At 62.4% G+C, this 15,078-nt stretch carries 13 protein-coding genes; 10 read left to right on the top strand and 3 right to left on the bottom strand.

Annotation, left to right across the window (positions count from 1 at the left end):
- Nucleotides 1-28: 28 nt before the first annotated feature.
- A complete protein-coding gene (locus FHU29_RS17585; protein WP_232322895.1) occupies nt 29-877 on the top strand; it encodes a class I SAM-dependent methyltransferase in 849 nt (282 codons plus the stop codon).
- 353 nt (nt 878-1,230) lie between these two features.
- Here FHU29_RS17585 and FHU29_RS17580 read toward each other — a convergent pair whose 3' ends face one another.
- Nucleotides 1,231-1,932, bottom strand: a complete 702-nt coding sequence (locus tag FHU29_RS17580) for a TetR/AcrR family transcriptional regulator (RefSeq protein WP_269747830.1) — start codon at nt 1,930-1,932, stop codon at nt 1,231-1,233.
- A 68-nt stretch (nt 1,933-2,000) separates the two neighbouring features.
- Nucleotides 2,001-3,479, bottom strand: a complete 1,479-nt coding sequence (locus FHU29_RS17575; RefSeq protein ID WP_064439358.1) for a high affinity choline transporter 1 — start codon at nt 3,477-3,479, stop codon at nt 2,001-2,003.
- Between the two features lie 332 nt (nt 3,480-3,811).
- On the opposite strand from FHU29_RS17575, the gene FHU29_RS17570 reads away from it, so the two are divergent.
- The 8 genes from FHU29_RS17570 to FHU29_RS17535 all read left to right on the top strand — a co-directional run bounded on the left by FHU29_RS17570 (nt 3,812) and on the right by FHU29_RS17535 (nt 12,572).
- On the top strand, nt 3,812-4,651 hold the full coding sequence (locus tag FHU29_RS17570; RefSeq protein ID WP_064439357.1) for an urea amidolyase associated protein UAAP1: 840 nt from the start codon (nt 3,812-3,814) through the stop codon (nt 4,649-4,651).
- A 25-nt stretch (nt 4,652-4,676) separates the two neighbouring features.
- A complete protein-coding gene (locus tag FHU29_RS17565; RefSeq protein WP_198156516.1) occupies nt 4,677-5,291 on the top strand; it encodes an urea amidolyase associated protein UAAP2 in 615 nt (204 codons plus the stop codon).
- A gap of 26 nt (nt 5,292-5,317) precedes the next feature.
- Nucleotides 5,318-8,866 carry an urea carboxylase gene (gene uca, locus FHU29_RS17560; protein ID WP_064439355.1) on the top strand — a complete coding sequence of 1,183 codons (3,549 nt, stop codon included), beginning with the start codon at nt 5,318-5,320 and terminating at the stop codon, nt 8,864-8,866.
- Between the two features lie 85 nt (nt 8,867-8,951).
- Nucleotides 8,952-9,563: a GNAT family N-acetyltransferase gene (locus FHU29_RS17555; RefSeq protein ID WP_083962185.1), complete on the top strand. Its 612-nt coding sequence runs from the start codon at nt 8,952-8,954 to the stop codon at nt 9,561-9,563.
- A gap of 55 nt (nt 9,564-9,618) precedes the next feature.
- Nucleotides 9,619-10,521: an SGNH/GDSL hydrolase family protein gene (locus FHU29_RS17550; RefSeq protein WP_083962184.1), complete on the top strand. Its 903-nt coding sequence runs from the start codon at nt 9,619-9,621 to the stop codon at nt 10,519-10,521.
- Between the two features lie 100 nt (nt 10,522-10,621).
- Nucleotides 10,622-11,236: a mycothiol-dependent nitroreductase Rv2466c family protein gene (locus FHU29_RS17545; protein ID WP_083962183.1), complete on the top strand. Its 615-nt coding sequence runs from the start codon at nt 10,622-10,624 to the stop codon at nt 11,234-11,236.
- A 55-nt stretch (nt 11,237-11,291) separates the two neighbouring features.
- Nucleotides 11,292-11,765 carry a ribose-5-phosphate isomerase gene (locus tag FHU29_RS17540; protein WP_064439353.1) on the top strand — a complete coding sequence of 158 codons (474 nt, stop codon included), beginning with the start codon at nt 11,292-11,294 and terminating at the stop codon, nt 11,763-11,765.
- A 12-nt stretch (nt 11,766-11,777) separates the two neighbouring features.
- Complete coding sequence (locus FHU29_RS17535) at nt 11,778-12,572, top strand: Fpg/Nei family DNA glycosylase (RefSeq protein WP_064439352.1); 795 nt, start codon at nt 11,778-11,780, stop codon at nt 12,570-12,572.
- A gap of 23 nt (nt 12,573-12,595) precedes the next feature.
- On the opposite strand, the gene FHU29_RS17530 is transcribed toward FHU29_RS17535, so the two are convergent.
- Nucleotides 12,596-13,378, bottom strand: coding sequence for a hypothetical protein (locus tag FHU29_RS17530; protein WP_064439522.1), 783 nt, complete (start codon nt 13,376-13,378; stop codon nt 12,596-12,598).
- Between the two features lie 77 nt (nt 13,379-13,455).
- Between FHU29_RS17530 and FHU29_RS17525 the strand changes: the two genes are divergently transcribed.
- Nucleotides 13,456-15,039 (top strand): alpha/beta fold hydrolase, encoded by a 1,584-nt coding sequence (locus tag FHU29_RS17525; RefSeq protein WP_157094956.1) that lies wholly within the window; start codon nt 13,456-13,458, stop codon nt 15,037-15,039.
- The last annotated feature ends 39 nt before the right edge of the window (nt 15,040-15,078 follow it).

Here is a 15,078-nt window from a genome sequence, read left to right as displayed (position 1 = left end):
GCCGTGCGCGTGGAAGGGGCAAGCCCAAATGGCAACGATTGTCGGTAGCATGGGCGGGGTGACTGGCTCAGGATTGGCTCAAACGTTCAATGCCGCGAGTACGGATTTCGAGCGAGTGACTCCGCTCGTGTGGGGCCCGGCAGCACAAGCGCTAGTCTGCGAACTGCGGATTTCCCCCGGCGAGCGGGTGCTCGACGTGTGTTCTGGAACCGGCGCCTCAGCACTTGCCGCCGCGATGGCTGTCGGTCCGGACGGTGCCGTACACGCCATAGACCTTGCCGGGGATCTCCTTGCAGTGGCTCAGCAGAACGCAACCGACCGCGGATTGCGCAATGTCACTTTCGAGGAAGCGGACGTGACGGCCTGGCATAGCCAGAATGGGTCTTATGACGCACTCGCATGCTCGTACGGCGTCTTCTTCCTGCCCGAAATGGATGCCGCTTGCGCACGACTCGTGGAGTTTGTGCGTCCGGGTGGCCGAATCGGTGTCACGGTGTGGCGCCGGGGTGCCCTCGAGGACTATGTGCGGACCTTTGGGGAAACACTCAAGCAGTTCATGGACACTGATGGTCCGCCGCGCCGTTCTCCGTGGGAGGACAACATCGTCCGGATAGACGAACCTGCATCGATGAAGGAGTGGCTGAGGGAACTCGGACTCGTCGAGCCTGAAGCGGTGGTGTTTCCGAATTATGTGCCACTGACCGAGAAATTCGCGTGGGACTTCGTGCGTGGAAGCGGAATGCGCGGTGCGCTCCTCGACTTCGGTGCCGAAACTGTCGAACAGATCCGCGCCGCGTTTCTGGCTGAACTGCGCCGCCGTGGCCTGAACACAGCTGACGCGTCCACAATAGTCGCGACGGCAGCGCGCGCGAAGTAGATGGCCCCCAATTGGCCTCACCATCCGGATCGGTGTGATTGTCCGGAATTTTATTAGGCAAAGCAGGCATGAGTACCGAAAGTGTGAAACTGCTCACCAAACGGGCGGAAAACTGGGAAACTGAGTAACGATTCGCCGCACTCGCGCGAATAACTGCTGAAAGCGCACGGCGTTGTGACCGCTGCGAACGAGGGGTGTCTACAACTCGTATGTAGCCGGTGGTGGTCGCACTGAAGGCGCGCTGCACTGTCTGCTGTGGGGTGGCAGAGGTGAAGTCGAGCCTTGAATCGTTGTGTGGTGGGGTTGGGTAACTCGGGCCGATCGCGTGTGCGGTCGGCCCGAGTTGTCGCTAATCAGCGCTTGGCGATAATCTCCGCTGGATCGAGAATGGTGCAGAGCGCTCGATGTGACTCTTTCTGAAGGATTTCCCAGTTTCCGCGCCAACCAATGGCGCGCAAAATCGAGTTGGCTGTCCGGAAGGGTTCGTCGACCTCGCCGCGCCCATCCCAGCGCATGTTGACGAGCGTCTCGACGAGCCTCAAGGGAATGTCTTCCTCCTGATAGGCGTGGGGCGACGCTGTTGCGTCGCTGTCGGCGAGGGTGATGACGTCGGCAGTGCGGTCACGGTAAACCTGGCGGAGTTCGTCGCGGCTCGCAACGAAGGGCGCGAAGCGCTCAGCACGCAATTCTGGCAGCAGATACAGCGCTCCGATGTTCCAGTGGCTGTTCCATAACTGGATTCCGTCGTACCAAGCGAGGGAGTGCAGCCGCGCAGCAGGATCGCCGGTGGTCGCAAACAGAGCAGAAGCAGCGTCGAGCGTGTGAGAAACGGTACCGCTGAGTAGCGCTTCGAGAATGTCGTCCTTGGTTCCGAAATAGTGGTAGATCGTCGCCTGCCGAACGCCGACAGCTTCAGCAATCTTCCGTGTTGACGTCGACGCGTAGCCGTGGGTGGTGAAAAGCTCCGCTGCGGCGTCTAGAATCTCCTCGCGCGCGGTCTCACCAGGGCGACGGCGCTGGGATGAACGGGGACGGCCTGCTCCTTGCGTTGTCACCACACCATACTGTCAGGTCTTCCCCGGTGAAGTACCGGACAAGGAGCAGGCCAGGCAGAGCGCCACTGCTACACGCGTGCTGGCGCGAGCGTCGGCTCCAGGGATTGCGGCTGCTGCGGAACCGGAAGCGGCGTGACCGACCGTGACGTGAACGCCACCGCAACATAAGCGGTAAGCGAGACGATCGCGGCGAGGAAGGTCGACCACCCGTCCATCGATTCTGGCACGAGGCCATTCGGAATAAAGAGAAGCGTGTTGTCGACCCCATAGACCGTTGGCGTGGTGGCGAAGAAGAAGACACGGACTGTCACGCCGCTTATCAACGCGGCGAGTGCGGCGGAAGTGCCGCCTCGGCTCCAGTACAGCCCGAGGATGAATGGCACCACGAGGCCAGCGAGGAGCAGGTCAAACGTCAGCGTCAGCAGAATGCCTGTTTGCGGGATACGCAAAGCGAAGAATGCGCCGAGGGCCGCCATAGGCAGCATCGCGATGCGTGTGGCAGTCATCGGACTGATGCCCCGGACTGTCTCAGGCAGCCGAAGAATGTTTTGCACAATCACTGTCGCTGTACTGAGAAGTACCCCGCTCGCTGTCGTGAGTGATGCGGCGACAAGTCCGGAAAGAACAAGGATTGCCAGCCAAGTCGGTGCGTAGTCGCCTAACAGGGAGAACAGGACTGGGCCGCTCGAGTCAGGTCCCACAATCGACACCGCGGCTAGCGCGACGAGCGAGAACGGAATGCACAGGGCCAGGATCAGTGCGGCACCTCCGAAGCACGCTCGCTGCGCTGTCTGGGGGCAGCGTGCCGAGAAGATGCGCTGCATCAAGTCGATCGCTACCAAGTTACCCAGCGCGAGCGCGATGATTGTCGCCCAGTTGAGTACGGCACCTTCTTCAGCGCTGGTTAGCTGTCCAAGAGCGAGAGGCCCCATCCCTTCCGGTGCGGAGAACCCGTGCGTCAGCGTCATCCACGTCATGAGCGCGAGGACACCGAAGATGTTCAGAATGATCATCCCGACACCGACATAGGTGCTCGAGAACATGCCGCCAGCGATGGTGTAGGCGAGCACAAATGGAACTGCCAGCAGAATCGAGGTCGTATAGGGGATGCCAGCGAACCGGTCGAGCAGAAAGCCGATGGCCACAAGGTTTCCCGCCAGCAGAATGCCGAATGCAGAGACAGTGAGAGCCGACGCCGGAAGTTCCATGGCGCGGCCAAAACGCTTCTCGAAGTACTCGGGCAGAGTCACGACGTGCAAGGCACGCATTCGCTTGGCGAAGAAGAGACCGGCAATAACGAGGCAGGCTGCGAGGCCGATAGGCAATGACGCGCCCGCCCAGAAACCGAAATCAGCCGTGAGGTCTGTATTGCCGAGGGTGCCGTTCGAGTCAATTGCCTGTGAGGCCAGCACGATCGCGACAAGCGGAATCGAGAGTGTCCGGCCCGCTAGGAGATAGTTGGCGCTCTGGCCTTGCACCCGCCGGGCGGCGTATAAGCCTGCCGCGAGCAGTACGAGCACGCTGAGCGTGACGCCGAAAAGGATCATGGAAGCCTCCACGGTGAAGGGTGTCGGGTCGTGGGGCGGGCGGATGTGCCCTCATGCAAGCAGCCATGGCTACCTATCACTTGACAGGAACCTACGGCGGGCGGCCGCCGGGATGGTTTCGCCGCCGTTAACCTTCCGTAAAGCGGACACCTGATTCTGGAAACAAAAGCGCAGCTCAACGCGCTTCACGGGTGCGAAACCTGGCCGTAACGCACGTCACAAACCCTTAATCTGCGCAGGGCGCTTGGTTACCCGTGCGTCACCCTCCATGCGGCAAAATCGGGAAATCTGTCAATCGATAGATATCTGACGGTGTCAACCGGGAGGAACCAATGTCAGGAGTAGCTGAGCTGGCAAGCACGGCCACCACCAAGGCCGCGCGGGCCCATGCCCGCGCGCAGGCCGGAACAATGACTGACTCCATGCCATTCGTGCCGGCTAGAACATTTCCCAAGCCGCCGACGGATGCAGGTGCCCTCACGTGGGCTGAGACCATCGCGGGCGGCCGCTACACATCGAGGGTCGTCACGCGCGGCACCCGTCTGCGCCTGACAGACGTGGACGGCAGCGCCTGTGCCCACCTGCTCCTGTTCAACGCGGACCAGCCGTGGGAGCGTCTCAACGTCGCCGACACAGTCAAAGTGCCATGGCAGGCCTACCTCAGCACGGGCCACCCGCTTCTATCCGATCAGGGCCGCGTGATCGCCACCGTTCTGGCCGACACCTCGGGCAGACACGACCTGCTCTGCGGCACCACAACAAGGCGTTCGAACACCGAGAAGTACGGTGACGGGTCACTCCACGGGCCCGCCGCGGCAGGCTTCGAACTGTTCACGGTCGCCGCGGCGAAGCACGGGCTCTCACCGCGCGACCTCCCACCGTCGATCTCGCTTTTTCACGGCATCCGCGTTGCTTCCGACGGCACGCTCGAAAGCGTCGGTAACTCGGGACCTGGCGCCAGTGTCGACCTGCTGATTCACATCCCAACGATCGTGCTGCTGGCCAACACGGCGCACCGGCTTGATCCAGCTCCAGAATTCACCACCACAAACCTGCAGATTGTGGCGTGGGAGAGCCCGCAGGACCTCGATCACGTCCCGAACAGTGACCCCGAGTTCCTCCGGGCCGTTGCCAACACCAATGACTATCTGTCTGCACGCGGCCTCAAGTAAGGAGCACTTACACATGACTGCCACTATCAGTTCCTCGGTGATCCTTGACGAGCGCGTGGCCGCCCGCGCGCCATGGTCAGCCGTCGTCAAAGCCGGAGACACTCTCACAATCATCGACCTTGAGGGCAACCAGGCCGTCGACTGCATCCTCTACAAGGCTGCCGACACTGCCGAACGCTATTCCGCTCCGGAAACCATTGCGGCCCAGAGGAACGCCTACCTCAGCGAAGGAAGCGTGCTGCGCAGCAACACCGGCTCACCGCTGATGACGGTGACGTTCGACAATTGCGGCCGCCACGACACCCTCGGCGGCGCATGCTCGCAGGAGTCGAACACACTGCGCTATGGCCACCACACGAAGCATCAGCACGCATGCGTTGAAAACTTCCTGATGGAGGGTGCTCGGTGGGGACTTGGTAAACGTGATCTCGTCTCGAACATCAATTGGTTCATGAACGTCCCCGTTGACCTCGACGGAACGCTCGGGATCGTCGACGGTATTTCCGGACCGGGCAAGAAAGTGTCGCTGCGAGCTGAGCAAGACACCCTCGTCCTTGTGTCGAACTGCCCACAGATAAACAACCCCTGCAACGGTTTCCGTCCCACGCCGGTTCGCATGCTCGTCACCCGGCCCGCTTAAGCGAACCACTGGAAGGACCATCATCCATGCCTGCCTTTGACACGCTGCTGATTGCCAACCGGGGCGAGATCGCCTGCCGCATCATCCGGACAGCCGGAGAGATGGGGCTGCGCACCGTCGCTGTCTTTTCTGATGCCGACCGCGGCGCCGCCCACGTCCGAATGGCTGATGCGGCGATCCACATCGGTGCGACCATCCCGCGAGAGTCGTACCTCAACGCTGATGCGATCCTCGATGCGGCGCGACAAACGGGAGCCGGAGCTATCCACCCTGGCTACGGCTTTCTATCCGAAGACGCGGTGTTTGCGGAACGTGTCGAGGCAGAGGGGCTGGCCTTTGTGGGTCCCACACCAGACCAGCTGCGGGTCTTCGGCTCAAAACACACGGCACGCGACGCCGCGAAGGCAGCGGGCGTGCCGATGATCTCTGGAACAGGTCTACTGGACAGCCTTGCCGATGCCCGCGTCTCGGCTGCCGAAATCGGGTATCCCGTGATGTTGAAAGCGACTGGCGGGGGTGGTGGCATCGGGATGCAGGTGTGCCGCTCAGATGCCGAGTTGAGGGAGGCTTATGACGTTGTCGCACGGCTCGCGGAGAAGAGCTTCTCGACCGCGGGGATCTTCCTCGAGCGCTACGTCGAAAACGCGCGCCACATCGAAGTCCAGGTGTTCGGTGACGGTGCAGGCGGGATCGTCACCCTTGGCGACCGGGACTGCTCACTGCAGCGCCGCAACCAGAAAGTGGTCGAGGAAGCGCCAGCCCCCGGGCTGACCGACGAGCTCCGTCACACGCTTCACGACACGTCACGCGCGTTGGCAGCTTCGGTGAACTACCGGAGCGCCGGAACTGTCGAATTCGTGTACGACGCGGTACGCGAGGAAGCCTCTTTCCTCGAAGTGAACTCGCGGCTGCAAGTGGAACACCCAGTCACCGAATTGGTTACTGGTGTCGACCTTGTTCGCATGATGCTCGAACTCGCACTTGGGCTGGAGCACAATTTTCCCGCTGCACTGCCCGTGCACGGCCACGCCATCGAGTCGCGCATATACGCGGAAGACCCTAATCGTGACTTTTTGCCGTCCGCAGGCGTACTCACTCAGGTCACCCTTCCGCAGGGCGTGCGCGTTGACGGCTGGGCCGAAACCGGTACAGAGGTTTCGACAGCCTACGACCCGATGCTCGCCAAAGTCATTGTCCACAGCGAAACGCGGGACGAGGCTTTCACGGCAATGCTCGACGCGCTGAAAGCCACTCGATTCGACGGCATCGAAACGAATCTGGGCCTCTTGCGTGCCATCACAACAGACGATGCCGTTCTGCGTGCAGAGCACAGCACCGCCACGATTGCTGGCATCAAAGACGTCGAGCCGCGCATCGTCGTGGAGCGTCCCGGCATGCTCACCACCGTGCAGGACTGGCCGGGACGAATCGGAATGTGGCAGGTGGGAGTGCCGCCAAGTGGGCCCATGGATGATTTGTCCTTCCGGCTCGGCAACCGAGCGCTCGGCAATGACGAGGGTGCGCCGGGGCTTGAATGCACGGTCGCGGGGCCAGCGCTGCGGTTCACGCACGACACGACCGTGTGTGTGGCAGGAGCAGGAGTCGCCGTCACGGTTGATGGGAGCGCTGCGGCCATGTGGAAACCAATCACTGTGCCAGCGGGAGCGGTTCTAGACGTCGGGACGGTGGAAGGGGCCGGGCTTCGGACCTACATCCTCTTCGCGGGCGGGCTTGACGTGCCGCAGTACTTGGGAAGCGCCTCGACGTTCACACTCGGACAGTTCGGGGGACACGGCGGCCGCGCGCTGCGGACCGGTGACGTCCTGCGCGCGTGCGGCAGAACGGTGCACACCACGGTTGCCGCGGAGCCGCCGGAGTTCACCCGGCACTGGTCTATAGCTGTCACCGAAGGCCCGCACGGCGCGCCGGAATTCTTCACATGCGAAGACATCGACACTCTCTACCGCACTGACTATGAGGTGCACTTCAACTCGGCGCGCACGGGTGTCCGTCTGATCGGGCCCAAACCGGAATGGGCGCGCAACGATGGAGGTGAAGCTGGCCTGCATCCGTCCAACATCCATGACAACGCCTACTCCGTGGGTGCGCTCGACTTCACCGGCGACACCCCGATCCTGCTCGGGCCCGACGGTCCGAGCCTTGGCGGGTTCGTCTGTCCCGTGACGGTCGTCGCCGCGCAACGGTGGAAACTTGGGCAGCTCAAACCTGGTGACACGGTCCGGTTTGTGCCGGTGCGGTCAGCGAAGTCACCTTCGTTGCGATCCCTGGACAGCAGCCGGTGGAACACGCCAACCGCGAGTGGGGACGGTGACAATGGGGTGCTCGCGCGTTACGACGCCGCTGAGGGTGTGCCGTCGCGGACGTACCGGCGTTCTGGCGATGACAATGTGCTCATCGAATACGGCGACATCACTCTTGATCTCGCTCTGCGCGCTCGCGTGCACGCGCTGCACATGAAGCTTGAGGGGGACAGCCTCAACGGTGTGCTCGACCTGACCCCGGGGATCCGTTCGCTTCAGGTGCACGTCGACCCCGACGTCCTCCCAGTTCCGAAACTCCTTGGGCTGCTCCGCGAACTTGAAGAAGACATCCCTCCCGCAGCCGAACTGGTAGTGCCTAGTCGCACAGTCCGGCTTCCGTTGTCGTGGGACGACCCCGCCACTAGGGAAGCGATCGAGCGCTACATGTCTGGAGTTCGCTCCGACGCACCATGGTGCCCCTGGAACATTGAGTTCATTCGCCGCATCAACGGCCTCGAGTCCGTCGACGACGTTTTCCGCACTGTGTTCGACGCTGAGTACCTGGTGCTCGGCCTCGGCGACGTGTACCTCGGTGCACCCGTCGCCACGCCCCTAGATCCGAGGCACCGCCTCGTCACTACCAAATACAACCCGGCGCGCACCTGGACGCCGGAAAACGCTGTCGGTATCGGTGGCGCCTATCTGTGCATCTATGGGATGGAGGGCCCCGGCGGGTACCAGTTTGTTGGCCGCACTACCCAGGTGTGGAACCGGCACAAGCCCGCTGCGCGGCCGTGGCTACTAAATTTCTTCGACCGAATCCAGTGGTATCCGGTCAGTCCGGACGAACTTACCGAGATGCGAGCCGACATAGCGGCGGGGCGTGGCCATGCAGACATCACAGACGGTGAGTTCTCCCTCGCTGAGCATCAGCGATTCCTGGCCGGGAACGCGGCGTCTATCGCGGAATTCCGCGACCGGCAGTCCACCGCTTTCGGAGCTGAACGCGCAGCGTGGGCGGCGGCTGGAGAGTTCGACCGGCAGGAGTCCGTCCCGGAGGTGGTGACGCCCGTGGAGGAGGTCGTCGTACCCGAAGGCGGCGCGCTCGTCGAGGCTCCGTTCGTCGCGAATATCTGGAAGGTGATGGTCGAACCGGGTGATGTCGTACAGGCAGGCCAGCCTCTGCTGGCTCTGGAGGCAATGAAAATGGAAACAATCATCAGTGCTCCCCAGGCAGGTGTGGTTGATCAGGTGCTCGGCTCGACGGGGTCACAAGTCGTCGCCGGCGAGGGACTTGTCGTCCTCGGGGCGTGACGCCCGTTCGTCCGTCCGGCCGGTGCGGCGAGGAGTACAAATAGATACATAGGCGCGCGAACCCGACACGACAACGGGGGCCATCATGACCGTCCAGATCACGAAGTCAGTGCGGAAAGCGACTGATGCGGATGTGCCACATCTCGCGGGGACCCTGGCAGCATCTTTCTACACTGATCCGGTGATGTCGTGGTGTTACCCCGACGATGCTCGCCGGGCGGAAATTCTGCCGCACAATTTTCGCTCGGTGATCGAAGCTACGCTCGCACTCGGCGGAATCGACACTGTCACGGACGCCGTAGGCGCGGCTGTATGGATACCTCCGGGAGCGGAACTCGATGAGGAGCGGCTCGCCGACGAGATCGGAAGAACGTCTCGCGAATACGCGGAGCGGGTCTTCACGCTATTGGCTTTGATGGACGAACATCATCCGAAAGACAAGCAGCACCAATATTTGTGGCTGCTCGGAACGCGGCCTGAGTGGCAGTCACAGGGAATTGGATCCGCCCTCATGCGACCCGTGCTCGATGCGTGTGATCGGGACGATATGCCTGCCTACCTCGAGGCGACGAGTGCGCGCAATCGGGATCTATACCTCCGCCACGGTTTCGAGATCACACAGGTTTTGTCCCTGTCCGACGGGCCGCCACTGTGGTGCATGTGGCGCTCACCAAGGCACTCTCCGGAACGCGGCTGAAACCAGATTTCGCGCTGCGCGAGGCCTCGCCTGAGCGTGTACGTTGGATGCTCGTATGAGCGAACAGGGGAGGACCACGACACGTCGGCGGGGACTGCGCCAATGGCTTTTGCTCACCGTAGTTCTGCTGGTGGCGCTCGCGGCGATCCCTGCGGCGAGTTCACCGCGAAGTAGTGAACACTACGTCGCGCTCGGCGATTCTCGAGCGGCCGGCCCATCAACGCTGCGGTTCCTGAACGATGGGTGCGGCCGAACTGCTGCGTCCTACCCCCGCCTAATCGAGGAGTGGCTGCAGCCGGAGTTTTTCAATTTCGCGGCTTGCAGCGGTGCGCGTGTTGAGCACATTCTCGATAATCCTCAAGAGTCGCGCAGCGGGGACGCTCGGCCGCTGCAAGTCGACGCGGTGACGGACGAAACCACACTGATCACGATCAGTATTGGCGGAAACGATGTGCGCTGGTACGACATTGCCCGCGCATGCTTCACAAAGGAGGAAGGCGCAGACCGGGAATGCCGCAACGATCCTGAAACCCGGCTCGCCGCAATGGAATCGCTGCGGCCGCTGCGTCCGCGGCTGGATCGGCTGCTCGGAACCCTGCAGGAACGTGCGCCCAAAGCAAAGATCTTCCTTGCCGGCCACGGAGGCACCGTCGGGGACCATGGCTGCTTCCCTGTGGTTCCGACCAGTGACGAGGACGCACAGTTCATCGCTGAGTACCAGGACAAGATGAACGAGATCATCAGGGCTGCAGCGAGATACGCCGGGGTCACGTATGTGGACCTGGCGAAGGCCAGCGTCGGGCACGACGCGTGCCAGCCGCAAGGCGTCAAATGGTACGAAGGCAACGTGACGACGTCGACGTCGCTGACAATGCACCCCAACAACACTGGTAACCGGGCGTTCGCGAAACTCTTCGAGGATGAGATCAAGCGGGAGTTCCGCAAGCGCGTCAGGTGATGTGGCATTAAACACATCAACTTTCGCACAGGGAACACAGTCTCTGAAGATCTTGTTAATGCCACTAGAGACCCGCAATCCAAGTGCGTGAGGAGTGGCTGTGCCAGATAGCAAACGTGATCGCGTCGATTTCTGGTTTGATCCCGCGTGCCCCTGGTGCTGGATTACCTCACGCTGGATCATCGAGGTGCAGAAGGCGCGCGATATCGATGTGAACTTCCACGTCATGAGTCTCTACCTGCTGAACAAGAACAAAGACATCCCCGACGATTACCGCAGCATGATTGCGGAAACACTCGGCCCCGTTCGCGTCCTCATAGCGGCGGAGCAGAAACACGGTGAGGACGTGCTGGGTCCGCTATACACAGCGATGGGCACGCGTATTCACAATGAGGGTATGAAAGACCGGGTCGCGGTCATCAAAGACTCTCTTGGTGAACTCGGCCTTGACTTGACGCTCGCTGAGGCTGCCGAGACTGATGCCTTCGACAACGCTTTGCGAGCAAGCCATGACGAGGGCATGAGCAAGGTCGGGGAGGACGTCGGCACCCCCACCATTCACGTCAACGGGACCGCATTCTTCGGGCCAGTACTGTCCAGGATTCCCCGCGGTGAAGATGCGGGGAAGGTGTGGGATGGAGCTGTCGCACTCGCGAGTTACCCGCACTTTTACGAGCTGAAGCGTTCGCGCGACGAATCACCAGTCTTCAGTTGAGCGCCGGAACCGACTCGGTGCGTGACACCGCAGTCAAACCTGACAGAATGGCGCCATGCGCGTTTACCTTGGTGCCGACCACGCCGGCTTCGAACTGAAGAACCAGATCAAAGACCACCTCGAGTCGCTCGGTTACGAGCCCATCGACTGTGGCGCTTTCGAGTACGACGCTCTCGATGACTACCCAGCCTTCTGCATCGACGCGGCCCGTAAGGTCGTCAAAGATCCCGGCAGCCTGGGAATCGTGCTCGGTGGCTCCGGAAATGGTGAGCAGATCGCCGCGAACAAGGTGCCGGGCGCCCGCTGTGCGCTCGCCTGGAGCGTAGAGACAGCGCAGCTCGCGCGGCAGCACAACAACGCTCAGCTCATGGGACTCGGTGGTCGCATGCACAGCAAAGAGGAAGCGTTCGCGATCGTCGAAGCCTTCCTCACCACCCCCTGGTCCGACGAAGAACGCCACCAGCGCCGCATCGATATCCTCGCCGAATACGAGAAGTCAGGCGAAGCCCCCGCGGTTCCCGGAGCGTGAGCGGGGCGTCCATTGCCTGAGGGGCATACGCTCCATCGGCTCGCCCGCGACCACCATCAACAATTCGCGGGTGAGATCGTTCGCGTGAACAGTCCGCAAGGCCGTTTCGCCGCGGGCGCGCGCCTGGTGGACGGCAGACGTTTCGAGCGTGCGGAAGCATGGGGTAAGCACCTCCTGCACCACTACGAGGGTGGCGCGGTCGTGCATGTCCACCTTGGCCTCTACGGTAAATTCACCAGCCAGTGCACGCCGATGGCGGCGCCGGTAGGTGAGGTTCGCATGCGGATCGCAGGTTCGAAATGGGGTGCTGACCTTCGGGGGCCGACACGATGCGAAGTCATCAGTGAGGAAGCTGTTGACGAGTTGTTCGCCCGGCTCGGTCCAGACCCGCTGCGCGAGGATGCGGATCCTGAGCAGGCTTGGCGCCGAGTGCATCGGTCACGCGCGCCAGTAGGGGGACTGCTGCTCAACCAATCCGTCATCGCCGGTGTGGGCAACGTGTACCGGGCGGAAGTTCTGTTCCGGCAGGGGATAGCGCCGAACCGGGCAGGGTCGTCCCTCACTCGCGGCGAATGGAACGGTCTGTGGCGCGACCTCACTGAACTCATGCCAGTTGGGGTCGCTGAAGGCAAAATGATCACCATCCGTCGAGAGCACGACAATGGCGCACCAGCGTATGAGCCAGGCCGTCCTCGCACCTACGTCTACCGACGTGCCGGTGAGAAATGCCGGGTGTGCGGCTCGCCCGTCAAGCAGGCAGAACTACAGGCACGCAAGATTTTCTGGTGCCCGCAATGTCAGGTGTGACGTAGGCAGTCCGCTCGTATGGCTCAGAAGTCGATGCCACCAAAATCGAACCCGCCACCCCCGTCGCCTCCTACGTCCCCGCCGCCAAATTCCCCGCCACCGCTGTCGCCGTAGTCGTCGCCGTAGCCGCCTTCACCGGCACCTGCGTCGCCCGTACCGCCCTCAAAACCGGCTGCGTCATAGTTCACCCCCGACATGCCTGTGAAGAGAGCGCTGAACAGAAACACAGAACCAAGGCCCCATGCACCCGCGACCATTGCGGGTTTCCACCACGGTTCGGAGTACCAGCCTGCGGGAACTGGACGTCCTGCTACGTTTCCGCCCGGGTAGTAGTTGGGGGTCTGGGACGACGGAGCGGGTGACGCGCTGATATCGCGGCCCTCGACCTGCACGGTGCGATTCTCGCTTACCTGGCCCGCGCGATCCTGGCCGTCAAGTCCGGGCAAGGGCGGACCGGGATCCATGTTCATCGCCTCGCGCGCCGCACGAACGTAATAGAGACCCTCCATTGCCGTCTCCTGAGCGAGTTGCGCCTGGCGTGGTGTCGTCGCGCTCTCTATCTGAGCGCCGGCGGCGTTGTAGCGTTCGGACGCGTCAGCGAGGGCTTGCTTCGACGGCTCGTCACTGCCGGTGAGGTTCAGAACCTGACCGCCAAGCCGGTCGATCCAGCGGCGAGCCTCCGCCTGCGCGTCCTCGAGCGATGCGCTGGCACCCGCCCCGCCCCGGATCTGCCCTGAGCTGGCCGAGTTCGCACGCATCACGAACACGATGACCAGGATGACCAGGGCTATGAGAAGAAGTTCCATCGCACCACTTTCGCCGTGAGTACCTTCCTCCACCGTACCGATCGCGGGCGGGCGCATGTTGAGGCAAAGTCGGTGTGGTGAGGCACAGCACAATTGATTGGCACGCCGCCGCTCGCCGTACCTGGCCACTGGCTGTCGTTGCGGCAGCAGTGATGGTGCTTGCGACATTAGGTGTGCTGCCTGTCTGGTCGGGGCTCGTCTATCTCGTAGGGCTGCCCCCGCTGGACATCTTCGCCGACCTGCGCATGCTCCTGGTACTCGCGCCGACATGGCCGGTATTTGTCAGTCTGCTCGTCGTGCTGATTTGCGTCCGCATCGTCCTACTGGCGTATCTCCTGGGGGGAATCACCTGGCAACGTCTGCGGTTCGCTGCGCTCTTCTACAGCGCCGCAGCAGTCCCCGCTCTGATCGCGGCGCAACTCAGTTACATGGGATTCGCGATTCTGTATGTCCGGGCATTCTGGGTGTCCGTGTGGATCACAATCGTCACGTTCATTGTGTTGGCAGCCGCACCCTGGTCCGGCGCTGCACGGCTACGGACCAGCATCGCTCTCGGCCTGACGAGCTACAAACGCATCGCTGCGCTGATGATCTATCTCACCGTGATCGCCATGGTCGGCGCGGCGGCGGAGCAATGGCCCTCGCTGACCCTGGCGGCCATCCCCGCCGCCGTCCTGGCCACCGCATTCGTCGTGGTGTTACTGCCCCATATCGATGCCGTCCGGTCGCTTCTCTGGCCAGTGCCGGTGGCGCTCACCGGGGTCGCACTGTTCCTGACAGCGTGGGGCGCAGACCGGTTGTTTGTGCGTGAGCCGGAACCACCTTTGCGCGAAGGAAGCCTGATGGTGATGTCAGGCATCAATTCGTCATCTGGCGACGGCGCGGTTTATCGGCTCGCGCCTGAAAGTTTCGGCTTTACCTGCGAACAGATGTACTACTACTCGTACGCTGGCCCCGGTGACGGGGTTGAAGGCCGGGAAGGCTCATGCCCAATCAGGACGGGAGCGCCCTTCACAGGGGAGGACACACACCAGCCGATGGACCTGCTGGCGGCGCATCTAGCGGCCCAGGTCGAGGGACTGCCAAGGCCGATCACCGTGGTGGGTCACTCGCACTCGGCGTGGGTCGCGTGGCTCGCTGCCGCTACCAAGCCTGACCTCCCGATCGACAGGGTCATAGTGCTCAGCGCTTTCCCTGAAAGCGGCCACGGCTACGTCGATGCCCACACGGTCGGGCAAGGGCGGATCGCTGCGGACCTGTTGCGAATCGCAGCGCCTATAGCGACGGAGTTCGGGATGGTTCTCGCTATCGACACTCCGGCACTCCAGCGTGTTCTCGGGGACCCGGAGGGCCCGGCACAGATCATGCGATCGCGATCGCCTCTGCCCGACCATGTGCGTGGCCTCAGCATCGTGGCTGCGACGGACCTCGTGCTGCTTCCCTCGGGTTGGACTATCGGCGCCGAGGTGAACGCTTGCCCTGTCTGGAACTCGCATCCCACCCTCCCCAATTCTCCTGCCGTGGCACGCGAGATCAACCGATTTCTCGATGGGGAGCATGCTCGTGAGTGCACCCCGGTAGCGGCGAATCTTCTCGCGGCGGTGTCCCGGCCACTTGGTGTGCCGCGCCACGATCAAATAGTCCTGCGTTCCCCTCCGTGAATGCCCTGAGCGGGTTAGAGTCCGGGAACAAATCGAACG

Origin of the sequence: Hoyosella altamirensis, assembly GCF_014191505.1 — a bacterium.
In the GTDB taxonomy this organism is placed as follows: Bacteria; Actinomycetota; Actinomycetes; order Mycobacteriales; family Mycobacteriaceae; genus Hoyosella; species Hoyosella altamirensis.
The sequence above is the reverse complement of the archived record's forward strand: the minus strand, read 5'-3'. Positions and strand labels throughout refer to the sequence as shown.